The 25,400-nt window shown below is 56.7% G+C and carries 19 protein-coding genes and 1 pseudogene; 6 read left to right on the forward strand and 14 right to left on the reverse strand.

Annotation, left to right across the window (positions count from 1 at the left end):
- Positions 1–160: 160 nt before the first annotated feature.
- From KTH07_RS10740 to KTH07_RS10790, 11 genes are all read right to left on the reverse strand, one after another.
- A complete protein-coding gene (locus tag KTH07_RS10740; protein WP_063161932.1) occupies positions 161–586 on the reverse strand; it encodes a T6SS amidase immunity protein Tai4 family protein in 426 nt (141 codons plus the stop codon).
- Positions 583–1,089 (reverse strand): type VI secretion system amidase effector protein Tae4, encoded by a 507-nt coding sequence (locus KTH07_RS10745; RefSeq protein ID WP_017384301.1) that lies wholly within the window; start codon positions 1,087–1,089, stop codon positions 583–585. Before KTH07_RS10745 ends, KTH07_RS10740 begins: the two co-directional genes overlap by 4 nt.
- Positions 1,090–1,154: 65 nt before the next feature.
- Complete coding sequence (gene tssC, locus KTH07_RS10750; RefSeq protein WP_006810956.1) at positions 1,155–2,654, reverse strand: type VI secretion system contractile sheath large subunit; 1,500 nt, start codon at positions 2,652–2,654, stop codon at positions 1,155–1,157.
- Between the two features lie 3 nt (positions 2,655–2,657).
- Positions 2,658–3,182, reverse strand: a complete 525-nt coding sequence (tssB, locus tag KTH07_RS10755; RefSeq protein WP_008502644.1) for a type VI secretion system contractile sheath small subunit — start codon at positions 3,180–3,182, stop codon at positions 2,658–2,660.
- A 75-nt stretch (positions 3,183–3,257) separates the two neighbouring features.
- The gene (tssA, locus tag KTH07_RS10760; RefSeq protein ID WP_015570331.1) at positions 3,258–4,274 is read right to left on the reverse strand and encodes a type VI secretion system protein TssA; all 1,017 of its coding nucleotides are present in this window, start codon (positions 4,272–4,274) and stop codon (positions 3,258–3,260) included.
- 11 nt (positions 4,275–4,285) lie between these two features.
- The gene (tagF, locus tag KTH07_RS10765; RefSeq protein WP_015570330.1) at positions 4,286–5,002 is read right to left on the reverse strand and encodes a type VI secretion system-associated protein TagF; all 717 of its coding nucleotides are present in this window, start codon (positions 5,000–5,002) and stop codon (positions 4,286–4,288) included.
- A 16-nt stretch (positions 5,003–5,018) separates the two neighbouring features.
- Positions 5,019–8,639: a type VI secretion system membrane subunit TssM gene (gene tssM, locus KTH07_RS10770; RefSeq protein ID WP_023303873.1), complete on the reverse strand. Its 3,621-nt coding sequence runs from the start codon at positions 8,637–8,639 to the stop codon at positions 5,019–5,021.
- Between the two features lie 2 nt (positions 8,640–8,641).
- The gene (locus KTH07_RS10775) at positions 8,642–9,880 is read right to left on the reverse strand and encodes a DotU family type VI secretion system protein (RefSeq protein ID WP_003859963.1); all 1,239 of its coding nucleotides are present in this window, start codon (positions 9,878–9,880) and stop codon (positions 8,642–8,644) included.
- A 17-nt stretch (positions 9,881–9,897) separates the two neighbouring features.
- Entirely contained in the window at positions 9,898–11,241 is a 1,344-nt protein-coding gene (tssK, locus tag KTH07_RS10780; RefSeq protein ID WP_015570328.1) for a type VI secretion system baseplate subunit TssK, read from the reverse strand.
- A gap of 28 nt (positions 11,242–11,269) precedes the next feature.
- Entirely contained in the window at positions 11,270–11,773 is a 504-nt protein-coding gene (tssJ, locus tag KTH07_RS10785) for a type VI secretion system lipoprotein TssJ (protein ID WP_015570327.1), read from the reverse strand.
- 23 nt (positions 11,774–11,796) lie between these two features.
- Positions 11,797–12,291 (reverse strand): hypothetical protein, encoded by a 495-nt coding sequence (locus KTH07_RS10790; protein ID WP_006810964.1) that lies wholly within the window; start codon positions 12,289–12,291, stop codon positions 11,797–11,799.
- 847 nt (positions 12,292–13,138) lie between these two features.
- On the opposite strand from KTH07_RS10790, the gene KTH07_RS10795 reads away from it, so the two are divergent.
- Both KTH07_RS10795 and gap read left to right on the forward strand, forming a co-directional pair.
- Positions 13,139–14,119, forward strand: a complete 981-nt coding sequence (locus KTH07_RS10795) for a GlxA family transcriptional regulator (RefSeq protein ID WP_032634356.1) — start codon at positions 13,139–13,141, stop codon at positions 14,117–14,119.
- A 78-nt stretch (positions 14,120–14,197) separates the two neighbouring features.
- On the forward strand, positions 14,198–15,208 hold the full coding sequence (gap, locus tag KTH07_RS10800; RefSeq protein WP_015570325.1) for a type I glyceraldehyde-3-phosphate dehydrogenase: 1,011 nt from the start codon (positions 14,198–14,200) through the stop codon (positions 15,206–15,208).
- Between the two features lie 87 nt (positions 15,209–15,295).
- On the opposite strand, the gene KTH07_RS10805 is transcribed toward gap, so the two are convergent.
- A complete protein-coding gene (locus KTH07_RS10805; RefSeq protein WP_017384306.1) occupies positions 15,296–16,633 on the reverse strand; it encodes a carbohydrate porin in 1,338 nt (445 codons plus the stop codon).
- A gap of 437 nt (positions 16,634–17,070) precedes the next feature.
- On the opposite strand from KTH07_RS10805, the gene KTH07_RS10810 reads away from it, so the two are divergent.
- Positions 17,071–18,753 carry an alpha,alpha-trehalase gene (locus KTH07_RS10810; RefSeq protein ID WP_032619545.1) on the forward strand — a complete coding sequence of 561 codons (1,683 nt, stop codon included), beginning with the start codon at positions 17,071–17,073 and terminating at the stop codon, positions 18,751–18,753.
- 90 nt (positions 18,754–18,843) lie between these two features.
- Here KTH07_RS10810 and KTH07_RS10815 read toward each other — a convergent pair whose 3' ends face one another.
- Positions 18,844–20,946 carry a TonB-dependent siderophore receptor gene (locus KTH07_RS10815; RefSeq protein ID WP_032619544.1) on the reverse strand — a complete coding sequence of 701 codons (2,103 nt, stop codon included), beginning with the start codon at positions 20,944–20,946 and terminating at the stop codon, positions 18,844–18,846.
- A 160-nt stretch (positions 20,947–21,106) separates the two neighbouring features.
- Here KTH07_RS10815 and KTH07_RS10820 point away from each other — a divergent pair, with 160 nt between their 5' ends.
- On the forward strand, positions 21,107–21,838 hold the full coding sequence (locus KTH07_RS10820) for a flagellar brake protein (protein WP_017384309.1): 732 nt from the start codon (positions 21,107–21,109) through the stop codon (positions 21,836–21,838).
- A 37-nt stretch (positions 21,839–21,875) separates the two neighbouring features.
- Here the strand turns inward: KTH07_RS10820 and emtA are convergent, their stop codons facing one another.
- Positions 21,876–22,487 carry a membrane-bound lytic murein transglycosylase EmtA gene (gene emtA, locus KTH07_RS10825; RefSeq protein ID WP_032619542.1) on the reverse strand — a complete coding sequence of 204 codons (612 nt, stop codon included), beginning with the start codon at positions 22,485–22,487 and terminating at the stop codon, positions 21,876–21,878.
- Between the two features lie 107 nt (positions 22,488–22,594).
- On the opposite strand from emtA, the gene ldcA reads away from it, so the two are divergent.
- Positions 22,595–23,509 (forward strand): muramoyltetrapeptide carboxypeptidase, encoded by a 915-nt coding sequence (ldcA, locus tag KTH07_RS10830; protein ID WP_032619539.1) that lies wholly within the window; start codon positions 22,595–22,597, stop codon positions 23,507–23,509.
- 97 nt (positions 23,510–23,606) lie between these two features.
- Positions 23,607–25,341, forward strand: a pseudogene (locus KTH07_RS10835) (potassium/proton antiporter).
- The last annotated feature ends 59 nt before the right edge of the window (positions 25,342–25,400 follow it).

Below are 25,400 nucleotides of genomic sequence, written 5' to 3' on the forward strand. Positions count from 1 at the left end.
GAACAATATTGCTTTCGAAAAAGCCCTTATATGGCAAACAGGAAAGCATGGGGCTGAATAAAACCGTCCATATTTTACCTCTGCCTCATATCAAACGACCCGTGTCATTTGACAGTCTTACATTCCCCCTGAACGAAAGGAAAGAATGTGAAGTCTTATACTATTGTGGATTATCCTGAATCCAGGTGCGGTCAGGATTTCCGATGATTAATTGAGGAGCAAGTTGATTAAGTTCGTCACTATGATAAAGACGCAGGCAGTTTAAGGTTACGCCTTTTACATCGGGTTTTCTCTCAAAATGAAAGGCATTGGTTGCACCTTTATATTTATTAATAAGAGCATTAATTTTGTCATTGCCATTTTCAATATCGAAAGGCACCCATTCCAGTAATGCGCTACTGCTACGGGCTGCATCCAGAGAAAACTGGCTTTTATCATCTGCAACTTGTGCCAGGCAGCGAGAAAAAACAACGTCTTTAACAACTTGCTTATAAGGCATTTTTTTGACAAACGACACCGGATCGTCAGTTGCATACACAGAGGCGGAACTGGTGAGCAACAGTAGACTAGCAATCATTTTTTTCATGGCAACTCCCAAAAATTAGCTTTGGTCGTCGTGTAATTCGTCTCCGGCGCATTGAAATAACAGTGATCCGAACAGGTTAAACCATTCCAGAATGTTGCATGACCTGCGGCGTCACTCCAGCCCTGTACCTCAAACAGAATTACGCCCTTTTTGTTGGCTAATTGCTCAACGGGTAAGGAAGGATAACTCACGATCATGTCAGGTTTACCCCACTGACGCGTCAACCAGGCAATGACATCCTTTACGCGGTAGAAGTACCATTTATTATCAGCACCGGATACCGTGAGATTTGCAATACGCGGAACGGGATGCCCGGTATAGTTAAGAACATAACTCATCCGTACGGCACAACTATTTGACCACCCGCCCTCATCTGGCGCTATTTCGAAATTGTGCTTAACTTTGCCGCCGATAACTTGCTTAACTTTGCCGATAGAATCATTTGCATCGTAAATACGTGTTGCCGCCGCCCAGGCAGCAACAAACGAAGGTCTCGCGGTCATATTTCCTCTCAAATTTCCATACTATAAAGCTAACGCCGGGCATGGCCCCCCGGCGGCAATTATCATTACGCGTCCTTCGTCTTCAGCGACGGCAGTTTAGATACCAGACGCAGGGAAACGGTCAGACCTTCCAGCTGGTAGTGCGGACGCAGGAAGAACTTCGCGGCGTAGTAGCCCGGGTTGTCTTCGATTTCCTGCACCTGCACTTCCGCCGCCGCCAGCGGTTTGCGGGACTTGGTTTCCTGGGAGGAGTTCGCCGGGTCGCCGTCCACGTAGTTCATCACCCAGTCGTTCAGCCAGCGTTCCATCTCTTCGCGCTCGCGGAAGGAGCCGATTTTGTCGCGCACGATGCACTTCAGGTAGTGAGCAAAACGGCAGCAGGCGAACAGGTACGGCAGACGGGAGGCCAGGCGCGCGTTAGCGGTGGCATCCGGGTCGTGGTACTCGGCCGGTTTTTGCAGGGACTGCGCGCCGATGAAGGCGGCGAAGTCGGAGTTTTTGCGGTGCACCAGCGGCATAAAGCCGTTTTTCGCCAGTTCCGCTTCACGACGGTCGCTGATGGCGATCTCGGTCGGGCACTTCATGTCCACGCCGCCGTCATCGCTTGGGAAGGTGTGGCACGGCAGGTTTTCCACCGCCCCGCCGGATTCCACGCCGCGAATCGAGGTGCACCAGCCGTACTCTTTGAAGGAGCGGTTGATGTTGGCCGCCATCGCATAGGCAGCGTTTGCCCACGAGTAGCTGTTGTGGTTCGCGCCGTCGGTCTGCTCTTCAAAATCAAAGCTGTCGACCGGGTTGGTGCGAATGCCGTACGGCAGACGCGACAGGAAGCGCGGCATCACCAGACCCAGATAGCGGGCATCTTCGGATTCACGCAGTGAACGCCAGGCAGCGTATTCGGTGTTCTGGAAGATTTTGGTCAGGTCGCGCGGGTTAGCCAGCTCCTGCCAGGACTCCATCTGCATCACGCCCGGCGCGGTGCCGGTGATGAACGGACAGTGGGCCGCAGAGCCGATGCGCGCCATCTCGCCCAGCAGCTCAACGTCCTGCGGGCTGTGGTCGAAGTAGTAGTCGCCCACGATGCAGCCAAACGGCTCGCCACCGAACTGGCCGTACTCCTGCTCGTAGATTTTTTTGAAGATCGGGCTCTGGTCCCAGCCCACGCCCTTGTAGCGCTTCAGGGTGCGGCCCAGCTCCTGCTTGGAGATGCTCATAAAACGGATCTTCAGCATCTCGTCGGTTTCGGTATTGTTCACCAGGTAGCTCAGCCCGCGCCAGGCGCTCTCCAGCTTCTGGAACTCCTCGTGGTGAATGATCTGGTTCACCTGCTGTGAAAGCTGCTCGTCAATACCGGCAATCAGGTTCTGAATGGTGCGGTAGGTATCGTTTGAGAAGGTCACGGTGTTTTCCAGCGCCTGCTGCGCCAGGGTTTTAACCGCGCTTTCTACGGCAGAGCGCGCCTGATCGGTTTTCGGGCGGAACTCTTTATTCAGCAGCGCGCTGAACTCGTCCTGGCTGAACGCCTGGCCTGCCTGCTGATCGTGTTGTTGAGTCTGGTTGCTCATCGATTATTCCTCGCTACCTTTCGCACTTTCGTCATTTTTTGGCAACTGGCTCAGGGATTTGAGCAGCGTCGGATCCTGGAGAATTTTCGCGATCAGCTCTTCCGCACCGTTTTTACCGTCCATGTAGGTCAGCAGGTTGGAGAGCTGGGTACGGGCTTCCAGCAGCTTGTTCAGCGGCTCTACTTTGCGGGCCACCGCGTCCGGCAGGAAGTCGTCCATGCTGTCGAAGGTCAGATCGACGTTGAGCTTACCTTCGCCGGTCAGGGTGTTATCCACCTGGAACGCCACGCGCGGCTTCAGCGCCTTCATGCGTTCGTCGAAGTTGTCGATGTCGATTTCCAGGAACTTACGCTCGTCGACGGCTGGCAGGTTTTCCACCGGCTTGCCAACCAGATCGGCCATAACGCCCATCACAAACGGCAGCTGAATTTTGCGTTCTGCGCCGTAGATCTCTACGTCGTACTCGATCTGCACGCGGGGAGCACGGTTGCGTGCGATGAATTTCTGTCCACTGTTACTCATTGCCATGATGTTCTCCATCAAAGATGCGCGGTGAAGGTGAAACGGCAGACTCCATGCCTGTCGTCATAATGCCAGGACGCGTCATTCGCGGCGTCCAAAGATGTTTTCCAGTTGGTTAACGCCGTCTGGCGCCAGGTCGCGAATAATGTCCATAAAGTTGAGTTCAGACAGCCGCTGCACCCGTTCAATCATCAGCGGTGCGGGATGGCTGGGTTCGTACTGCGCAAAATACTGTTTCGCTTTTTCCAGCATCAGCTGGGCGTCGGCGCGGCTGGTCACCTGCACGCTGCGCCAGTCCGTCACCTGCTGAACGGGCGACGCGGCCACCGGCTGCGGCTCGGCGTGCTGTTCAGCCTGCGCGTCACGGTTCGGCAGCAGCTTGCTGATATCGGTCACCTGACAGGCGCTGGAAACCAGTCCGACGGTTTTCAACAGCTGTTCCATCTCCGGGACGCCACTTTCCCCGAGATAGCCGGTAAGCAGTTCGCGGATGGCCAGCAGGCGTTCGTTGATCACGATTACCGCTTCGGTGCCGGGCTGATCGCCCCGGGCCAGCTCATCGATCAGTCGTGGACGACCGCCCGGATAATCCGGACACTCGGTTTTACTGCCGTCAAGCAGCGCCTGGGCGTCACGGAGCGAAATCTCATCGCCGTTTGAGCGGAGCAGTGAGGCGTTACGCACCGCGACCGTCAGGTCAGATTTATCACTCAGCCCGGCGAGGGCGTTGATGCGGTAGAACGGATCGGTTTCGCCATACTCTTCCAGCAGCGGGTAAAGTTGCTCCCAGTAACGGGACAGGGCTTCCTGCACCAGCAGTAGCCCGTCGGCGTAACCTGCCAGCCCGCGACGACGCGTCCAGGCATGGGTTAACGCCAGCATGACGCGAAGATCTTTGGTGCGACCCAGCAGGCTGGTGGCGAGTTTTTCCACCGTGTTCCAGTCGGCAGGCTCTGCCGGAATGATGGTGTCGCCAAACTGCTGCTCGGCTTTACCCTGACTGGCCTGACCCATGGCCTGGAAATCAGCGTCGTACTCCAGGTTTTCACCGCAGGGGTTATCGGGGCTTATCGGCGCGAGAAATTCATCGATATTCATAAGATCCCTGCTTATTCAAACATAGGCGGGTAAAGACCGTGGCGGCCCGGACGGGCGCCGCCTGCCGGATCGAACAGCAGCGTAAAGAGCTGCCCGGTGAAGTTTCCACTGTGGACGTGTGTGTACAGCGGATAGCCGTCGCAGCGGTTTGTCCACCAGTAGCTGGTCTGGCGCAGCGGATCAAAACACTCCGCCGCCTGCGGCCAGCCCAGCGTGCTCTGACCATCGTCGTCATAGCCAATCACGTCGAGAATGTCGGAACGCTTTTGCGGCTCAACCGGCTGGGGCGCCGGGATGGTCATCAGCATTTCATCCAGCTGGGAGGCAGAATAGCTGTTACGCACCGCGTGCAGCCCCAGACGGCCAAGCTGCTGGTACCAGCTTTCAGCCTGCCCGAGCAGGCGGGATGACCACTCGGCGGGGGTGAAGCTCAGTTGCAGGCATACCGGATAGTGGCGGCCTACGCTGTCACGGCCCGGCAGCAGGCAGCCCATCTGAATCATCTGGCTACCGAGCATCGGCGGGACGACAAAGTTCCACACCGGGGCTTTTGAAAACGGGCGCTCGCCGCTGCGCTGCTCTTCCTGTTGCCAGGCCAGCAGGCCGACCTGGAACCAGTGCGACCACTGGCGTTGCAGGGTATCCGGAAAGCGACGCTGCAAAAAATCTCCGGCGCTGGGTAATTTGCCATACCAGCTATAACGGTTCATCGCAGGGGTATTCGTCATACGGCTGTCCTTGCGGTTATGGGCATGTGAAACGGGGAAGCTGGAACGGGTTGCGGATGCTGTTCGGGGCAAACTCCAGCGTGACCTGATGTCCGTCGACGTTGAAGGTCGCCTGACGGCTCAGGCTACCCGCGCCAGGGCTGGTGCGCGCCTTGTCGAAAAAGCGGTTGAGCGCCCAGGAACCGTTAGTTACCAGCGTTGCGGTGCTGCCATTGGCCAGACCGAGCTGCATACGCACCTGGTTCGTCCCGCCCGGCCCCGGCCAGGTCATGATCTGCACCGCCTGCGGACCGTGGCTGTAGCGCAGCAGCTGGCCGTCCACGTCCAGCGTCAGGTTCAGAATGGTGTTGTCCATCCGCACGGTGCGCACCGTCACCCTGAAGGATGGCGTGGTCGCGCCGTTGGCGAAGAAGGCATCGCGGACAGACTGCGCCTGCTGGAACGGACGCAACAGCCCTTCGCTGCCCGGCAGCGTTTTACCGTCGATGCCCGGCATAAAGCGCCAGTTCGCCTGGGTGGTGTCCACCTTGTTGGTCAGGTTGTCGCGGAAAAAGGTGTCCATCAGTCCGGTGCCCGGCGCGAACATGCGGGCGAGATCGTCCGGCGTCACCTCGGTGCTGGCGCTGCGCACCAGTGGATAACGCCCGGCAATCGCCTGACGGCAGAACCCACCCACTTCCACGTTAATGCGCTTACGCACGTTCTCCAGATCGCGACGCTGGGTGTCGCTGCTGGCGCCGACGGCCATATTGCTGAACATGGTTTGCAGCCCGCCCGGCAGACGTCCCGCGCTGGCTTGCAGGCGGCTGATTGCATCGCCGCCCGGCGCGGGCATACCGCTGTTTGCCGCATCCTGAACGGCGGTCAGGTAGCGATAAAGCTCGTCAACCTGCTTAAGAAAATCGTCAAAGACGATGGTCTTGCCACCCTTCTCCAGCGGCTGCGCCAGCTCAATCATCGGCGCATAGTGGTCAGTCACCAGTTGTTCAGGCGCCTGCGTCACAACCGCGCCCTGCGTCGGGGCGTTGTCACCGTTGCTGAACAGCGCTTCCAGCGTGCGGGTGGCGCGGTTGCTTTGGTCTTCCGCTTTCTGCGCATCTTCCGGCGCTGGCGCAGTGCGCGACAGGGTCAGCACCTTGCTCAGGTTAAGCACCAGACGGCGCAGCGGCGAGTTGGTGCCTGAAAGCAGGCGCGCGGTGTTAATGCGCTGGGAAAGATCGGCGCTGTTGTTGAGCTGAATGTCAGCGAGAAAGCGATCCCAGTTGACGATAAAGTCGCGCATGTAGAGCTGGCGCACGGCGTTATCGATCTGCTGTTTATCTTCCTGGGCGGTGGTTGCTCCCAGTACCCAGGCGTCGTCCTCGTGCAGGGCGGTGGTCACGCTGTCGATCTGGTCGTTGAAGCTCTTCCAGTAGCCGTCCGGCGTATAGAGGCCCGGTACGCCCTCACTCACCGGCTTGCCGCTTTTACGGGAAAACACCAGCTCGCTCTGCGGGCCGCCGAGATCTGAAAGCGAAACCGGCTTCAGGTTCTCATCATGCTCCAGCAGACGTTTCAGGCGGCCATATACGCGTGTTGAGAGCGGCTGCTGGTTGATAAGCGCCCTTTCACGTGCCACCAGATCCTCATCCTGCGCATACGGTGAAGCCTGAATTTTTGGCTCCAGCAGCTGGGTCAGGTGCCATTCCAGCTCCTGAAGCTGCGCCTGCGTCACGTTCTGCGGCAGGTTGCGTTGCAGGTTGAGCATCACCCACGAGTGCAGGAATTTGCCGTCATAGTGCTTCGGCTGGTAGAGCATCTGATAGGCTTTCAGCGCCTCATAGCTGTACTCCACGTCGCTGCCGTTGTCGTTGCGCAGCCAGGTGGTAATGTGCATTGCCACGGCGGGCAGCAGCATCTGATCCAGCGCCTTCTGATACAAAGACTGCGAGGCATCGCTGACGTCATCCCCGCGATAAAGCCCCATACGGCGGGAAACCGGCGGGTCGTTAACGTCGAAGGCATCGCTTTTCGGCAGATCCACCAGGCTGTTAAGCAGCGGCAGAAGCACAAACAGATCGCGCTGGGGCTGGTTTTGCAGCGCCTTGCTCTGCTGCTCCAGCATCGGCACTTTTGCATCCACCTCTTCCAGATAGGCTTTATTCTTGGCGTAGCTGGTCAGCCACAGGCCACCCAGGATCACCAGCAGAGCGAGCAGCGCCGCGTAGCCGGACCACATCACCGCGCGGTTGCGTAGCTCCCACCAGCGGTTTTCCCCGGCGATGCCCGCTTCCTGGAAAATGACGTTTTGCAGCAGGTTTTTAATGAAGAAGCTTTGGCCCTTCGCGCCCGGGATCGGCGCCTCTTTGCTCACCGAATCCCAGCGCGTGCTTTCCCCCCCTTCAGGTAAGGAGAGCGCGCGGTTCAGCTCGCCCATCACGCGGTCAAACGGCATCCCTTCCTGAGTGCCACTGGCAAAGTAGATGCCGCGCGGCGAAAATTCGGTTTCGAAGTTTGAACGGGCAAAGACCGTGCTCAGGTAGTCTGCCAGCAGCGGACGCAGCGCGGCGAACTCCTGCGGGAAGAGATAGGCTTCCGCACGGGTTTTGGCGTCATGCTCTTTGAGCATGGTTTCCGGCAGGCCGGCGTCCAGACGCTGTTGCAGCAGGGAAAATTCCTGCTGGAAGTTGCCCATCAGGTCGTAATCAGCGTGTTTGGTCTGCTCCCACGGCAGCGTAAAGCCCCAGATCTGGTCGCGCTGGGCTTTGTCGTAATCCGCAAACCAGGCGCGGAAGCCTTTAAGCAGGTCCGCTTTGGTCACCATCACATACACCGGGAAGCGAATACCCAGCTGTTCATGCAGCTCGGAGAGACGCTGGCGCAGGTTGACCGCCTGCTGGCGCGAGGCCTCAGCGGACTGCGAAAGCAGGTCGGAAATGCTGATGGTGATAATCACGCCGTTAATGGGCTGGCGACGGCGGTATTTACGCAGCAGGTTGATAAACTCCAGCCACTCCCCAGCGTCCTGAACCTGCTCGCTCTCCTGAGTGGTGTAGCGCCCCGCGGTATCCAGCAGAACCGCCTCGTTGGTAAACCACCAGTCACAGTTGCGCGTGCCGCCAATGCCGCGCAGCGCGGTTTTACCGAAGCGATCCGCCAGCGGGAATTGCAGCCCGGAGTTGGCCAGCGCGGTGGTTTTACCTGAACCCGGCGCGCCAATAATGACGTACCACGGCAGCTGATAGAGGTACTGTGTGCTGAAGCGCTGCGTCCACTGCGCGCCATGTCCCGCTTTGCTGAAGTGGGCTTTTTTCAGCATCTGGGCGGCTTCATCGAAACGCCCGGCAAGGATCTGCTCCTCGCTGTTCAGACGTTTCTGCGGATCGGCCGCCTCCGGGCTGGTGGTATTTTCGTTGAGCTTGTCCATCAGCTTACGGTTCAGCCAGGCGTTATACAGCCGCGGCAGAATGTGGCTCTGGGCCCAAATCAGGTAGACCACCGCAATGCTGATGACGCGGTTCTGCTCTGATTCAAGGGGCCGGGTATCCACGATGGACAACAGCGGGCCAATCATCCAGATGACCGCCGCGAGCGCCGTTACGCCCAGGAAGCTCCACAGAATGCGATTGGTCAGTATAGAAAGTAGAGTTGTCAGCATCCTTAGTTTCCTTGCGGCAATCCGTTCAGCTCGGCCTGGGTATTGTCAGGCGATACCAGCAGCGTAATCTCTACGCGGCGGTTACGGGCGCGATTTTCAGGCGTGGTGTTAGGCGCTACCGGGTTGATCTCACCCCGCCCTTCGGCTTTGACGCGCTCAGGCTGTGAGAGGCTACCCTGGAGCTGTTTTTGCACCGAACGGGCGCGCTCAAGCGAGAGTTCATAGTTAGAAGCGAAGCGTGCGCTGCGGATCGGCACGTTGTCGCTGTACCCCACCACCAGAATTTTGCCGCTGACGTTATTCATCGCCTGGGCGATGCGGTCGATGACCGGCTCATAGCGATCGCGCACCACCGTTGAGGCCGAGGCAAAGAGTCCGTCCCCTTTCAGGATCACCACGCTGCGATCCGCCTCATCCTTAACGGCCACCAGACCGGCATCAATTTCTGGTTTCAGGAAGCCGCGCAGGTTCAGCACCGCTGGCAGCTGACGCGCAGGCTGCTGGATGGTGGTTTCCGGCAGTTGGGACTGGTAAATTTTCGCCAGCACCGGGCTGGTGTTATCACCCAGACGCCAGTTCAGCACGATATAGAACAGGCAGGCGATAAAGCCGACCAGCGCCACGCACGCCCAGAGTGGGATCATCGGCCGCCAGAGCTTGCGCAGAACGGGGCGATCTTCCGGGTGCGGCGAGAGCGGCGGCGGATAGCTGCCGCGCACGCCACGGATCATCTGCCACAGGCGCTGTTTGATGGTTTCAAGCTGGGTCCGGCCATTGTCCAGCACGCGGTAGCGGCCTTCAAAGCCGAGCAGCAGACAGTAGTTGATCATCTCCAGCAGCAGAATGTGTTCGCGCGGATTCTGCGACAGACGCGCCAGCAGCTGGAAAAACTTCTCACCGCCCCAGGTTTCGTTATGAAACGTCACCAACAGACCATTGCTTGACCAGACGCCGCTGCTTCCCCACGGGGTCAGCGCGGCGGCTTCGTCCAGCGCCGTGCAGAGGCAGTAGCGCGCGCCGACAATCACTTCATACGGTAAGCCCGCCTGCTGGCATCGCACTTCGAAACGGCGAATTTCGTCAATCAGGCGCTGGCGCAGCCCGACCTGATCGTCGTGGGAAACCGAATGACGGATTTGCGGAATCGCATTGAGCAGCGGATTGGCGGCCGCCACCAGCTGATTGTTCCCACTGGCTCCGGTAAACACGGCATCACTGCCGGTATCCTGTCGTTCCTGCATATTAAGCGCTCGCTTTATTATTCTGTCGGGCTACGGATGGCCCAGAACTCCATATCGAGACCCGGGAACTCCCCTGCGAGATGCAGCGCGAATGCCCCGGACTTGTCCATCTCGTGCCACAGTTCGCTGCCCCTCTCGAGCTCGAAATAGCTGTAGCCTGCATGCCACGGGATCTGCGGCGGCGCGACGGGCATTGCCCGAAGCATGATGCCCGGCAGCTGGAGCTGAACCAGATCGCGAATTTTCGACACTGGCGCAACCTTCATCTGGGCAGGGAAATGGGTTTGCAGGTGTTCGCCGGGGACATTGGCTTTTACCGCCAGCACGAAGCCAAATTCGCGGACCATGCTGGTCTCCGGCACGGTGGCGATGTTCAGCCCGTGGGAGCGTTCGTGCAACGGCAGCTGGATGGCATGATCTTCCATGACCAGCGACAGCCCCTGACGCAGCATCAGCATCAGTTTGCTGAAGCAAACGGCGAGATCGTCATGGTCGTATACCGGCAGTATGCTCTCTGCGGTACGCTGCGGCGTCCAGGTGGCGAGCTCCGTGGCAAACGGCAGCCAGCTGCGCCAGAGCGCTTCCGGGTGAAGCAGCGGCAGCGTTTTTAAATGTGAGACGTCGCCAAGGTGGCGGTTGATCAGCGAGAGAAGCGTGAACTCAACCATCTCGGACGTATTGAAACGCCCCGGCTGGCGCAGTCGACCGCCGATCTGCTGGCTACGCTGCACCAGCAAGCCGTGCAGGTCATTGATCATGCCGTACAGCTGCGGGCTGTTATTGGCGTTCAGCATTGGCGGAATGTAGCTGTTATCCAGCCGCACGTGGTTGTCGTTGCGCTTTTCGGTGACGTACGCCACGCCGATGGCGGTCCATTCTGCCGTCAGATCTTTCTCCAGCATCAGGGTCAGACGCAGGCGGCCAAACTGGACCGTCGCCTCCCCGACCGACATGGCGTTGTCGTCTTCCACCTCTTGTTCAAAGGTAATAAAACGCGCCAGAGAAGACTGCTCCTCGCTGAAAATCACCTCTTCACGGCCACCGCGACGAACCGGCAGCGCAAGCACCACCTTTTCATTGGTCAGATTATCGGGGATTTTTAGCGGAGCCGGACCGTTGCGGTCGCTGCGAACCTGGAAAAAGGTGCCGTCAGGCAGCAAACCGCTACAGTAGCTCAGGGCAATACAGCCCTGGCGAAGCATCGCTTCATCCAGCTCAAGGTCGAGAAAGCCCCAAAGATACGATCGCTGCAAGGCCCCCCACTCACGAACGTGGTTGAGGAGGTAGCTTTCTGTCCGCTGAAAATGGTGGGGACGCAGGAACATGCCCTCGGTCCAGACGACCTTTTCTGCTTTCGTCATGATGATCTCTTTCCTGTTATGAAGGGCGTTACTGGCTGATGACCCGGATACCATTTACGTCAAGAAAGACGCTGGCCTGGAGTTCATCTGCGGACCATTTCCAGAACTGGTAAATCGCGTTTTCGCCGGGAACAGGCAAAGGAAGTGAGACGCGCCATTTTTTGCCGTCCAGCGCCTGGTATTCCGCCATCACGCCGATATAGCGCGCTTCCGGTGAGCTTTGTCCGCTCAGGGTTTTCGAAAGCTGGCCCGGCATCAGGAAGAACACATCGCTGTTCAGCAGATTCGCGCCAAGCGTGGCTGACGCGTTGTTCTGTAAGGAGTAGAAGTCACTGGACATGAAATCCGCATCGGATTTCAGCAGCAACACTCTGACCTTAAGCGGCGCAGAATCATTGATTTGAGGATGAGCCTGAAACTGAAGATTGTAGCGGGATGGGTCGCTGTGTGAAGACGACGTACAACCACCGATCAGCGCGAAAATCAACGCAAAAAAAGGGAACCACATCCGATGAAAATTTTTATTATTCATAAAAATATGCTCGTGAAACCCGTTTAGTTCAGGATCCAGGTACCGTTCGCGCTGTCTTTGCAGGCTTTGCTGTTGCCATCGACATCAACACAGGTGGTTTTCTTGCGCGCTTTCGGGCGCAGTGCCTGTTTACGCACGGTGGCTTCGTACTGGTCAGCCTTGATTACGGCACGCATCGGCACATAACCAATCAGCTGTTCACTCCCTTCATCGGCCAGCGCCATCCAGAAATGTTCAACCTGCCCCAGCACGACGTAAGTTTTACCGGTCTCAAGCGTACGGATCACTTTTCCGCCGTAGTCAGGACGGCTCATCAGGGATGCCGGGTACATGGCACGGTACGGTTCATTCACCTGAGTGAACTCCGCCGGAGGGGTAACAGCGTGACGGTGCGTCAGCGTGATGCCATTCACCTGGCTGGTCACAATCGTATCATCGGTGATCGCTGGTTTCTGCGGCGCCTTACAGCCCGCCACCGCCATAACAAACAGAAGTGATAACAATACGCGCAGTTTCATATGCTTTTCCGTAGCGATATTTAGAGGATGAAGAGAGGGGATAAAATTTGACTTAGGTGCTATTGTTAAAATAGTCGGAATATTTTCAGCAGGTAACTATTTTAAGGCATAGCTACCGCACGAACCCGACAGAAATGGGCCCAGCATGCTCCTGACATATTTTGACAAACGGTAGACAAGTTTACATGAGCTTGTCATCAATTCAATATTTCCCACCTGCTTAATGGCGTTTAATGATACGCCCAATGCATTATAGGATTAATCTCATAAAAAATGCGCACTTAGGTAAAATCGTCTTTTTCTTAGACAGATTTCGAGCATAACTCTATGAAAATTAATGGCTAAACAGGAAAAAGAGAACCACTATCATTAACGTAACCCCTTATTATCTCCACTACCATAATTAGTAGAATTTCATTTTTTCTGTGCGCTGCGGGATATATCTGGGATATTTTCATTGTTGCATTCAGAAGATAACTTTTATTGTGCACGAGCGTCCCGCATAAACAAATGGCGGCTAAGAAAATGGCAGAAATTTAATTTCGCGATCCGAAATAACCTGAGCAAAATTCCCCTTTGGGGTTATTTTTTGCACCTAAACAATTAAGCCCGGCTACATCTTTTTGCTCTCTCATCGTTCAGCGCGCTCCCTTGCAGCCCATAAACTGGGGGGTTCAGCGGCGCTGACAGTGAACCTCACGCAAGAAGTTTTACCGTTACTACATATTTCTTTTACTTCTTCCCAACATCTGCCGTTCTACTCTTTCACCCGGCACACCTCATTTGTCTCTTCTACAATGTTCGCCTTCCGCTTGACTTATTTTGTGATAAAGGTACTTTTCAGGACATGAAGAAGATCCTGATTATCGTTCCTGATGGTGGCATGTTGTTTGAGGCCGCCGGTATCGCCGACATTCTGATGCAGGCCAACCGGCTGCACCCGGACGGCCTTGCGCAGCCCCGCTACCGCATCATTATCGCCACCACCCAGCCTCATCTGGTGATCCACGGCCAGTCCGGCTTGAACCTGCTGGCGGACTATCGCCTGCCGGAGCTTGATCCGCGCGAGCCGCTGGACACGATCATCATTACCGGCCGCGGCATGAATGAGCTGGAGAGCACCGCCGTGGTGGACTGGCTGCACCTGGCCGCGCCGCATGCGCGACGCGTCGCCTCTGTCTGCGGCGGGGCCCTGCTGCTGGCACAGGCCGGACTGCTCGATGGGCGCCGGGCAACGACCCACTGGCGGCTTCTGGAAACCCTGAAAACCCGCTATCCTGCGGTCAACGTTGAGGGCGGCCCGCTCTATGTTCAGGATGGCCCCGTCTGGACGTCCGGCGGCGTCAGCTCCGGGTTTGACCTGACGCTGGCGCTGGTGGAGGATGATTACGGCTTCACCCTCGCCCGCAACGTGGCGCAGGATATGGTGATGTACCTGCGTCGGCCTGGCGGCCAGCTACAGTTCAGCCGCTATAATCTGGAGCAGTCCGGCGCGAGCGGACCGGTCAGCGAACTGCAAAGCTGGATCCTGCAAAACCTCACCGCAGATTTGTGCGTCGAAAGGCTGGCCGAACGGGTCGCCATGAGCCCGCGCAATTTCACCCGCGTGTTCACGCGTGACGTGGGTGTGCCTCCGGCCCGTTATGTCACCGAAGCGCGCCTGGCCGCCGCCCGACAGCTTCTGGAGCAGACCCAGGATCCGCTTGAGATCATTGCCGAAAAAAGCGGGTTTGGTACCAGCATCAACCTGCGCCGCGTTTTTGAAAAGCAGCTTCATCTCACGCCGGGCGAATACCGCCAGCGCTTCCACTGCCGCAGAATGGCGTAATATGATCCTTTTTTGTCATTTACGCCATCTGACCTGACGCCTACAGTAACTCCAGACAACACAGATAAGGAGTGCATCATGGTTAAGGTCGGTATTAACGGTTTCGGCCGTATCGGACGTAATGTCCTGCGCGCGGCGCTGGGCAACCCGGATCTCCAGATTGTGGCCATTAACGATCTGACGGACAGTAAAACCCTCGCCCATCTGCTGAAATATGACTCTCTGCTCGGCACGCTGCCGGTGCCCGTTGAAGCGGCGGACGGCGCGCTACAGGTTGACGGGCAACGCATCACCGTATTCAGTGAACGCGACCCGGCAAACATTGCGTGGAAAGACGCAGGCGTTGAGGTGGTAATTGAAGCAACCGGCTTCTTTACCGAACGTGAAAAGGCGGCGGTGCATATCACGAGCGGCGGCGCAAAACGCGTCATTATTTCCGCCCCGGCTAAAAATGATGATCTGACGGTGGTAATGGGTGTGAACCACACGCTGTACGATCCGGCCCAGCATTTTGTGGTCAGCAACGGGAGTTGCACCACTAATGGTCTGGCGCCAGCGGCGCAGGTGCTGCACCAGCAGTTTGGCATTGAGCACGGGCTGATGAACACCACGCATGCCTACACCAACAGCCAGGCGCTGCATGACCAGCCGGAAAAAGATCTGCGCGGCGCGCGCGCGGCAGCATTATCCATTGTGCCTTACTCCAGCGGCGCGGCAAAAGCGCTCGGGAAAGTGATCCCCGAGCTTGACGGTAAACTCACCGGGTATTCTCTGCGCGTGCCGGTTCCGGTGGTGTCGATTGTCGATCTGACGGTGACGCTGAGCCGCAACGTGACCGCCGAAGAGGTGAATGACGCGTTCCGTCAGGCTGCCGCCAGCGGGCCGCTGAAAGGCATCCTGGGCTACAGCGATGAACCGCTGGTCTCCCGTGATTATCAGGGCGACCCGCGCTCATCCATCATCGACGGGCTTTCAACGCTGGTGATTGGCGGGAATATGGTGAAGATCCTGTCGTGGTATGACAACGAGTGGGGCTTCTCGAACCGTCTGGTGGATCTGGCGGTGCTGATGGATAAGAAAGGGTTGTAGCCGATCGTATTGCCGGGTGACGCTTGCGCATACCCGGCCTGCAAAATGGCCCCTCTGCCTGCTAACAGAGGGGCATCATGACACTCTTCAGAAATAATATTTAAACCGCACACGACCGCCATAACGATCGTCGTTCTTATCGCTTCCCTTTTTCGGCGACGCGTTCACCCACGAAGCGTAGGCGCCCAGGTAAATGTTAAAGTTCTTCATCTTCATTACGTTGGGAATAAGGTACGACGCATGGACAGTGTGAATATCATACTCACCCGGATCGGTGATCCAGCAATCATTCTCACACTCTGCGTCAAAGGTTGAAGTGTTAAATTCGTCGATTTCGTTATGCGCATAAATATAGCCCAGCTCAGCGTTACGCCACAGGGCATTGACGCCGGAGGTGAAGTCCGTTTCGTCTGCGGCGTCAAGATACGCTGTGTTGAGATTCACGACTATGCCATCCTCAGGATCGGCTTTCAGACCATCCCAGGTCATCGTGAATCCGTAACCGGTGCGGTCAGACTGATCGACCCAACGACCCGCGTCATCCCGATAGCCATAAGCATTGTTGACCAGATTGGTTTCCATGGCGACGGCCGTTGAGAACGGGCCGTCCTGCCACGAAATAACTGGCCGGACATAGGCGACGTTCTTATCATTTTCCAGTTCCGCGCCATGGTAGCGCTGGTCGACGTACAGATCGCTGCCGTCTTTGAACAGCGTATTCAGCTCGAAATACCAGTTATCCAGCGTTTTACTCATCAGGAAGTTACCGCCGCTGTCGGTACGGCCACGCCCCTCTTTCAGCATATAAATGTAACCATAGCCGTCGCTATAAAGATCGTCCGCTGTATTGCCTGAGTATTCAACAAAGGTATCCTGGTTGAGCGGGAACATATCGTAGGCTTCAAAACGTCCAACTTTAATTTCCCAGTCGTTTTCTGCGCCAAAGAAAAATACCGCATCATCAAGGTACATTTGCCCTGCCAAATCGCCCAGTGGTTGTACAGAAAATCCGGAAAAATGGCCGTTATCCATTTTTCGATAACCATCAAACCCCAGCAAAATACGACCATTAATATCCCACCGTTCTTTATCTCCCGGTGCCCAGTCGCTATTAGCACTTTGCTTAACAGAAGTCAGACTGCCGGTTTTGCTGGCAGCATCCATATTAAATTCCACATCGCCATAAAATTTTATATCTCCAAAGCCCGAAAGCGTCAGCTTCGGTGGTGCGTCTTTATTGACGGGCTCTTCTGACTGGACGACCACGGGAGCAGCCTGCTGACTGGCCGCCTGCTGTTGTTTCAACGCCTCGATTTGCGCCTCCAGTTGCGCCAGTTTTTCATCTACGCTCGTCGCGCTTTGTGCCGCAAAAAGAGAGCCAGAACAGAGTGCCCCCACGAGGACAACCATTTTTTTTAATTGCATAGAATCCATCCTGAAATAAAAGTGAATACCCGAAGTGATGGGCCACTCTATTTCGTCTAAATGTTTTTCGGCAGGCTATTATGTTTTTTGTTATGTCGGTTATGTTTTTTACTTTGTGTGACCTTCACGGAAAGTTATTCGCGGAATGTAATAAAGAAACACAATCCCGCTCACAGAATTAAAAAAGGTTGCAACCCATAAGCCTGGTCAATATTCATAGTGTGCCCTGACAGGATATTTAATTAAAATCATTCCCCAAAAAACATTCCCCGAGTAAATAGTTTTCGGCGCGCTTCTCACGTCCGGGCGCGGCGGTAAATTGTCTGGTAATGCGCAAAATGGGATATCTAACACGCGAAGCGGGCAATATTCGTCTAAGGTTTTCAGGTGATTGACGACAGCGGTGACGCTGCCCAGCGACGAATGGAGATGAACCGATGATAAAAACTCGAATGCTACGCCCTGGCTTGTTACACCTTACGTTGGCAGGCGCCCTACTCGGTGTTACCGCATTTGGTTATGCTGAAGACCAGCCAACGAGCCAGCAAAGCTCACCTGATATTCTCCTTGGCCCCCTCTTTAATGAAGTACAGAGTGCCAAACTGTTCCCGGATCAGAAAACCTTCGCGGATGCCGTTCCCAAAAGCGACCCGCTAACCATCCTGGCGGATTACCGGATGCAGCATACCCAGTCCGGTTTTGACCTGCGCCACTTCGTGGAGATGAACTTTATCCTGCCGAAGGAAGGTGAGAAATACGTTCCCCCTGAGGGCCAGAGCCTGCGCGAACACATAGACGATCTGTGGCCTGTACTGACCCGCACCACTGACAAAGCGAACAAATGGGACTCCCTCCTGCCCCTGCCAAAGCCCTATGTCGTGCCGGGAGGACGCTTCCGCGAAGTCTATTACTGGGACAGCTATTTCACCATGCTGGGCCTGGCCGAGAGCGGCCACTGGGATAAGATCGGCGACATGGTGGACAACTTCGCTTACGAGCTTGATACCTGGGGCCATATCCCTAACGGTAACCGCAGCTACTACCTGAGCCGCTCTCAGCCGCCTTTCTTCTCGCTGATGGTGGAATTGCTGGCCACGCATGACAGCGACGCGTTGAAGAAATACCGTCCGCAGATGGAGAAAGAGTACGCTTACTGGATGGAGGGGGCTGATGGGCTCCAGCCTGGTCAGGCGAACAAACGCGTGGTGAAGCTGGATGACGGCTCGATCCTCAACCGCTACTGGGACGATCGGGACACGCCGCGCCCTGAGTCGTGGCTGGATGACGTGACCACCGCCAAAAATAACCCTAACCGTCCGGCCACCGAAATTTACCGCGATCTGCGCTCTGCCGCGGCCTCGGGCTGGGATTTCAGCTCCCGCTGGATGGACGATCCACAGAAGCTGGGTACCATCCGCACCACCAGCATCGTGCCGGTGGATCTGAATGCGCTGATGTTTAAGATGGAAAAACTGCTGGCCCGCGCCAGTCAGGAAGACGGCGATAACGCCAGTGCAAGTAAATATGACGCGCTGGCCTCCGCACGTCAGAAAGCCATGGAAAGCCACCTGTGGAACGATAAAGAGGGCTGGTATGCGGATTACGATCTGAAAACCGGGAAGGTGCGTAATCAGCTGACGGCCGCAGCCCTCTTCCCGCTGTATGTGAAGGCCGCATCACAGGATCGCGCCGATAAAGTGGCCGCAGCCGCGTCGTCACGCCTGCTGAAACCGGGCGGTATTTCTACCACCACCATCAACAGCGGGCAGCAGTGGGATGCGCCGAACGGCTGGGCGCCGTTGCAGTGGGTAGCGGTGGAAGGGTTGCAGAACTATGGTCAGCAGAAAGTGGCGATGGACGTAACCTGGCGTTTCCTGAAAAACGTTCAGCATACCTACGATCGCGAGAAGAAACTGGTTGAGAAGTACGATGTCTCTTCGACCGGTACCGGCGGTGGCGGCGGTGAGTATCCGTTGCAGGACGGTTTCGGCTGGAGTAACGGCGTGACGCTCAGAATGCTGGACATGGTCTGTCCGAAAGAGAAGCCGTGCGACAGCGTACCGGAGAATCAGCCTGCGGCAAACGATGATGTTGCACCTGCGAAACAGGCGGCGCAGTAGCGCCCCTCACCCTGACCCTCTCCCCGGTGGGGCGAGGGGATGGTTCCGTGCAATAGATTGGCCCGGTAGCGAAGCGCCACCGGGCTTTTTTCAGAAGCTGTAACTCGCCCCGACCTGGAACGTGCGGTCGCGGCCTATCCAGCAGTTGGTCGCGTCATAGCAGGTGAGCGTCTCTTTGTTGGTGACGTTCTGCGCGCTCGCTTTCAACGTCAGCCCCTCCAGCGATGGCGCCAGCTCGCCCATGCGGTAAGACGCCGCCAGATCGTATTGCGTCGTACCGCCCAGCTTGCCTGCGTCGTTGGCTGGCGAGATCTCCATCGGCCCGGTGTAGCGTGCCCCTGCCCCCAGCGTTAACCCTCTCAGCGGCGTGCTGTCAAAGGTGTAATCTCCCCACAGATTAAAGGCGTTCTCAGGGGCCTGCGTCGGTCGTTTGCCCTGGTACTTGTCATCTTCGGTATTGATGGCGTGGGTGTAGGCATAGTTGGCAATCAGCGTCAGGTTATCCGTTGGACGACTCATAGCGGAAAGCTCCGCACCTTTCGATTCCACTTCCCCGGTCTGGCGATAGTTGAGGAAGCCCGGATCGCTGGTCACCACATTTTTCTGACGAATGTTAAACACCGAGGCGGTGAAGGTGGTTGCGTATTCCGCCAGCAGGTATTTCACCCCACCCTCCACCTGCTTGCTGGTGGTGGGCTTAACGTCTTTCGCGGTCAGCGTGCCCTGCGGCGATACCGGGGCGAACCCTTCCGAATAGCTGATAAACGGCGAGAGACCATTGTCGAAGGCATAAAGCGCGCCCAGTCGCTTGGTGAGGCGATCCTGCGATACCCAGGCTTTGTCACCGTTTTGCAGATAGTTGGTGGTGACGGAACGGTAGTCGTCATAGCGCAGGCTGGCCAACACGTTCAGCCCGCCAAACGCAATCTGATCCTGGAGGTAATAGCCATTCTGCTGATAGCTGAGACGGTTTTTCTGCGCGGTTTCAAGCCCCAGCGCATCGTTATCGATCTGCGAGTGATCCGGATTACGCATATCGATACCCGGTGTGGACGAGGCGTAACGATAATGGAAGTGAGAGTTCAGCTTCTGGTAGTCAAAGCCCGCCAGCAGATGATGTTTCCAGTCCCCCAGCGCGACGGTTCGGGTGACCTGGTTATCAATGTTGAAGCTCTGTAAATCTTCATCCGTGGTATAGGCGAAGCGGTTAAGCTGGTAGACCTCGCTGCCCGTCCCGGTTGAATAGGCGCTGCGCTGGTGGGTGTCCACGTCAAAGTAGCGCGCTTTCTGATTAAAGCCCCAGCCACTGTCAAACTCGTGCTCAAAGCTGTAGCCCAGCATCCACTGGCGCTGCTTAAAGCCGCTCCACTCATCCCCGGCATAGTCACGACGATCGGCGTATTTAGACCGCAGATAGCTAAGCGGCATCGGATCAGACGGCGTCAGGCTCGGCGTATTTTGCGCCAGCGCGTCAATGGTCAGGCGCGTTTTGTCATCCGGCTGCCAGGTCACGGAGGGGGCCACCAGATAGTTTTCATAGCGCGTGGTGTGCGCCTGTTCGTCACTCTCTGTCGCTTTACCCAGCAGGCGATAGTTCCAGTCGCTGGTCGCAATCTGCCCCGTGGAATCCAGGTACCCCTCTTTCAGATTGCGGTTTCCGGTGTTAAAGCCCAGTTCTGTTTTCGCCTCTTTCTGCGGCTTTTTACTCTGAATATTGACCAGCCCGCCCGGGGAGCCACCGCCATACAGCACGGATGACGGCCCCTTCAGGATATCGACGCTCTCAATCAGCAGCGGATCGATTCGCGCTTTAGTGTTCCCGGTGACGTTATAGGGAAGTTGCAGGCCGTTGTAGAACTCCTGCTCGACGTTGAACCCGCGGATTTTGTACTCGCTCATGTAAGAGGTGCTCCCGCGCACCTCCGTGGAAACGCCCGGCGCATAGCGCAGGATCTCGTTTACCGAACTGGCGTGCCGCTGCTCAATCTCTTTAGCGGCGATGGTGTTGATCACCTGGGGCGTTTTACTTTCCGCGACGGCTGATTTCGTGGCGCTGTTGGTCCAGGCAGGGAGCGCGCTGCCCTGCTCTGTACCGGTCACCACGATGGTGGGTTCTTCTGCAAAAGCCTGTGTTTGCAATGCCAGCGTGACGGCGCCTGCCAACGCGCATAACGCAAAACGTGAGGTGCTCATAGTGTCGTCTTGTTATTAGATGCTATTGGGAACGCCAATTATTATCATTTCCATTAGCAAATCAATATCGGCGGAGAAAAACAGATCGTTTGTATTAAGTTTCATGCCAGCGTGCCGATAACCCAGAGACAGTCTGTCATCTATCGAGGAGCCATCTGGCGTGAGTAGCTACAGTGAGCAGTTCCTGAAACAAAATCCGCTGGCTGTATTAGGGGTGTTACGCGACCTGAAAAAGGGCGAGGTGCCGCTGCGCATCAACTGGTCAACCAGCCAGTTTATCAGCAAGATCCTGGACGTGACGGCAGAACACCTGATCGTGGATCTGGGTAGCCAGAGCGAAGAAAACCGTGCCGCGCTCCAGGCAGAAAACCTCTCGGTGATGGCCGAAACGCAGGGGGCTAAAGTCGAGTTTATACTGCCCCGCCTGACCACGATCGCGTACCAGGGTTTGCCTGCGTTTATCGCTCCCCTGCCCGCTAACCTCTGGTTCGTGCAACGCCGCGAGTTTTTTCGCATCAGCGCCCCGCTTCACCCGGCCTATTTCTGTAAGGCAAAAATGCCGGACAAAAAAGAGATCCGCTTTCGTCTCTTCGACCTGTCACTGGGCGGGATGGGCGCGTTAATGGATACGCCGAAGCCGGAAGGACTGGTGGAAGGCATGCGTTTTAGTCAGATTGAGCTGGATATGGGCGGATGGGGACGCTTCTGGTTTGACGCCCAGCTGATTGCCATCAGCGAGCGTAAGGTGGTGGACAGCAAAAACGAAACCATTACCACGCCGCGATTGAGCTTTCGCTTTCTGAATGTCGGGCCAGGCGCCGAACGCGAACTACAGCGCATCATCTTCTCACTGGAGCGTGAAGCGCGGGAACGCGCGAACAAAGTGCGCTGAAAGGCGTCGGGCAGCATGCTGCCGCCCGACAAAGGCGTTACATGGCGTCCATCGCTTTCTGTACTTTCCAGATATAACGTGGAGCCTGTGCTGACGGATGATTCTTCACAACGTGCTCGAAGAATTCATCTTTATCCATATCGTTAATCTCTTCTATCGCCTCTTTGCGATCGGATGAGAAGGTTCGGAGCAGCGCGCCGGCTCCGTTAACGTACGACACCACCAGCGCATATTGCATCACTTCCGGATCGTCAATCCCCTTCAGAATGCCATGCTCGAGAATACTCAGGTAAGCGGTTCCCATAGAGATATTACGTTCCGGGTTTTTCAGCTCGCTGGTGGATGGCTGTCCCTTCCAGCCCATGTAGCGATAGACCTCTCTTCCCGCCGTCGAGGCTTTTAACTGCATCAGCCCCACCGCATTCGATTTACTCACCAGCGTCGGGTTGCCACCGGATTCCACGGCAATGATCGCCGTGATCAGACGCGGGCTCACGCCCCAGGCCTTCCCGGCTTGTTCGCTGATCGGCATCCACTGCATGGCCCGCTTTACCGGCACTTCAGGGTTCCAGGGGGGATATTGATAATCATGTTTTGAACTACAGCCAGCGAGCAGCACAATCAAAAAAGCAAACCATCTCAATTTCACGTCATCTATCCTTATAGCCGGTCATCGCGGTACGTCGCCCCTTGAAGCAGGCGGCGTATAAGCGGCATGATATAGACAATTAGATTCTCATTCAGCAAGGAATTGCCATGCCTCAGTTTCATCTCATCGCACCGTCAGGCTACTGCATCAACCAGGAGGCGGCACAGCGGGGCGTTCAGCGCCTGCTGGAAATGGGCCATCAGGTAGAAAATCAGACAATTATCCCCCGCCGCATGCAGCGTTTTGCCGGTACGGAGGCGCAGAGACTGAGCGATATCAACAGCCTGACGACGCTGGAAGGTGAAAACACCATTGTGCTGGCCGTGCGCGGCGGCTATGGCGCAAGCCGGCTGCTGGAGAGCATCGACTGGGCCGGGCTGGCCGCGCGCCAGCAGCAGGATCCGCTGTTAATCTGCGGACACAGCGATTTCACGGCGATCCAGCTCGGCCTGCTTGCGTTGCATAACGTCATTACCTTTAGCGGCCCGATGCTGGCCGGCAACTTTGGTGCGCCGGAGCTGGATGCATTTACGCAGGACCATTTCTGGCGCGCCCTGCAAAACCCGACGTTCACCGTCGAGTGGCAAGGCAATGGACCGCACTGGGAATGTGAAGGACAGCTGTGGGGCGGCAACCTCGCGATGCTGGTGTCGCTGATTGGAACGCCGTGGCTGCCGCAGATCACGGACGGCATACTGGTGCTGGAAGATATCAACGAACACCCGTTCCGCGTCGAACGTATGCTGTTGCAGCTGTATCACGCCGGGATCCTGGATCGGCAGTCGGCCATTGTGCTGGGCAGTTTTAGTGGTTCAGCCCCCAACGATTACGATGCGGGCTATTCCCTGGAGACGATGATTGATTTCATTCGTTCCCGGCTGGATATCCCGGTGATCGCCGGTCTGGATTTCGGCCATGAGCAGCAAACCGTTACCCTGCCGCTGGGTGCCCAGGCGCACCTTGTACACGATAATTCAGGCAGTCGGTTAACAATCAGCGGTCATCCGGTCTTAAAGGCATAAAAAAGCCGTTATTCCCCCTCAATAAAACGCAGTTAACGTTGTTATTATGTTAGGGTTTTAATAACAGCGTTCACATTGAGGTGGGAGTAAGACGACATTGGGTGCCACAGCGATAATCAGTCTTTTCATTCTGGGTTCCATCCTGGTAACCTTTAGCATTTTATTAAGTTCATTTTCATCGCGTCTTGGCATACCTATTCTTGTCATTTTCCTGGCTATCGGCATGCTTGCCGGGATCGACGGTATCGGCGGTATCCCCTTCGATAATTACCCTTTCGCCTATATGGTGAGTAACCTCGCGCTGGCGGTGATTCTGCTGGACGGCGGCATGCGCACCCAGGCAAGTTCGTTTCGCGTTGCCTTAGGCCCGGCGCTGTCTCTGGCGACCATCGGCGTGCTGATCACCTCCGGCCTGACCGGCATGATGGCGGCCTGGCTGTTTAACCTCGATATAATGGAAGGCTTGCTGATTGGCGCGATTGTCGGCTCTACCGATGCGGCGGCGGTTTTCTCACTGCTCGGCGGCAAGGGGCTGAACGAACGCGTTGGCTCCACGCTTGAGATTGAATCCGGCAGTAACGATCCGATGGCGGTGTTCCTGACCATTACCCTGATTGAGATGATCCAGCAGCACGAAACCGGCCTGAGCTGGATGTTCGCCTGGCACATCCTCCAGCAGTTTGGCCTCGGGATTATCATTGGTCTCGGCGGCGGTTACCTGTTACAGCATACGATTAACCGTATTACGCTGCCTTCCGGCCTTTACCCGCTGCTGGCCCTGAGCGGTGGGATCCTGATCTTTGCCGTCACCACCGCGCTGGACGGCAGCGGTATTCTGGCGGTTTACCTTTGCGGTTTCCTGTTGGGCAACCGACCGATTCGCAACCGTCACGCCATCTTGCAGAACTTCGACGGTCTGGCCTGGCTGGCGCAGATCGCCATGTTCCTGGTGCTGGGCCTGCTGGTGACGCCGTCGGACCTGCTGCCTATCGCCGTGCCGGCGCTGCTTTTGTCGGCCTGGATGATCTTCTTCGCCCGTCCGCTGTCGGTGTTTGCCGGGCTGCTGCCGTTCCGCGGGTTTAACCTGCGTGAGCGGATATTTATCAGTTGGGTGGGGCTGCGCGGCGCGGTGCCGATTATTCTGGCAGTGTTCCCTATGATGGCCGGGCTGGACAACGCCCGTCTGTTCTTCAACGTCGCCTTCTTCGTAGTGCTGGTGTCGCTGCTATTCCAGGGGACGTCGCTGGGCTGGGCGGCGAAAAAAGCCAAAGTGGTGGTACCGCCCATTGGCTGGCCGGTCTCCCGCGTGGGGCTGGATATTCACCCTGAGAATCCCTGGGAACAGTTTGTCTACCAGCTAAGCGCCGATAAGTGGTGCGTGGGCGCATCCCTGCGCGATCTGCATATGCCCGCTGAAACGCGCATTGCCGCCCTGTTCCGTGATAACGCCCTGCTTCACCCGACCGGCAGCACGCGGCTGCGTGAGAACGATATCCTCTGCGTGATTGGCCGCGAGCGCGACCTACCTGCCCTAGGCAAGCTCTTCAGCCAGTCGCCCCCCGGTGGCGCTGGATCAGCGTTTCTTCGGCGATTTTATCCTCGAAGCCAGCGCCCGCTTTGCGGATGTGGCGCTGATTTATGGCCTGGAAGGTGGACTGGAGAATCGCGATAACCAGCAAACCCTGGGTGAGATTATTCAGCAATTATTAGGGGCTGCGCCGGTCGTCGGTGACCAGGTGGAGTTTGCCGGGATGATCTGGACGGTAGCGGAGAAAGAAGATAACGCGGTGCGCAAAGTCGGCGTAAGGCCGATGGAGGAGGAGGCGGAGTAGCTGCTTTTTTGCCGGGTGGCGCTAACGCTTACCCGGCCTACAAAACCCCGAACGTAGGC

Source organism: Enterobacter cloacae complex sp. ECL72 (genome assembly GCF_019056635.1).
GTDB lineage: Bacteria > Pseudomonadota > Gammaproteobacteria > Enterobacterales > Enterobacteriaceae > Enterobacter > Enterobacter hormaechei_C.

Bases quoted from the DNA above. Each gene is read 5' to 3' on its own strand.
- KTH07_RS10805 (WP_017384306.1), bottom strand. From the start codon at position 16,633: ATGCAATTAAAAAAAATGGTTGTCCTCGTGGGGGCACTCTGTTCTGGC.
- KTH07_RS10810 (WP_032619545.1), top strand. From the start codon at position 17,071: ATGATAAAAACTCGAATGCTACGCCCTGGCTTGTTACACCTTACGTTG.
- tssK (WP_015570328.1), bottom strand. From the start codon at position 11,241: ATGACGAAAGCAGAAAAGGTCGTCTGGACCGAGGGCATGTTCCTGCGT.
- KTH07_RS10740 (WP_063161932.1), bottom strand. From the start codon at position 586: ATGAAAAAAATGATTGCTAGTCTACTGTTGCTCACCAGTTCCGCCTCT.
- tagF (WP_015570330.1), bottom strand. From the start codon at position 5,002: ATGACGAATACCCCTGCGATGAACCGTTATAGCTGGTATGGCAAATTA.
- KTH07_RS10790 (WP_006810964.1), bottom strand. From the start codon at position 12,291: ATGAAACTGCGCGTATTGTTATCACTTCTGTTTGTTATGGCGGTGGCG.
- gap (WP_015570325.1), top strand. From the start codon at position 14,198: ATGGTTAAGGTCGGTATTAACGGTTTCGGCCGTATCGGACGTAATGTC.
- tssM (WP_023303873.1), bottom strand. From the start codon at position 8,639: ATGCTGACAACTCTACTTTCTATACTGACCAATCGCATTCTGTGGAGC.
- KTH07_RS10815 (WP_032619544.1), bottom strand. From the start codon at position 20,946: ATGAGCACCTCACGTTTTGCGTTATGCGCGTTGGCAGGCGCCGTCACG.
- KTH07_RS10795 (WP_032634356.1), top strand. From the start codon at position 13,139: ATGAAGAAGATCCTGATTATCGTTCCTGATGGTGGCATGTTGTTTGAG.
- KTH07_RS10745 (WP_017384301.1), bottom strand. From the start codon at position 1,089: ATGACCGCGAGACCTTCGTTTGTTGCTGCCTGGGCGGCGGCAACACGT.
- tssA (WP_015570331.1), bottom strand. From the start codon at position 4,274: ATGAATATCGATGAATTTCTCGCGCCGATAAGCCCCGATAACCCCTGC.
- tssJ (WP_015570327.1), bottom strand. From the start codon at position 11,773: ATGAATAATAAAAATTTTCATCGGATGTGGTTCCCTTTTTTTGCGTTG.
- tssB (WP_008502644.1), bottom strand. From the start codon at position 3,182: ATGGCAATGAGTAACAGTGGACAGAAATTCATCGCACGCAACCGTGCT.
- ldcA (WP_032619539.1), top strand. From the start codon at position 22,595: ATGCCTCAGTTTCATCTCATCGCACCGTCAGGCTACTGCATCAACCAG.
- KTH07_RS10775 (WP_003859963.1), bottom strand. From the start codon at position 9,880: ATGCAGGAACGACAGGATACCGGCAGTGATGCCGTGTTTACCGGAGCC.
- tssC (WP_006810956.1), bottom strand. From the start codon at position 2,654: ATGAGCAACCAGACTCAACAACACGATCAGCAGGCAGGCCAGGCGTTC.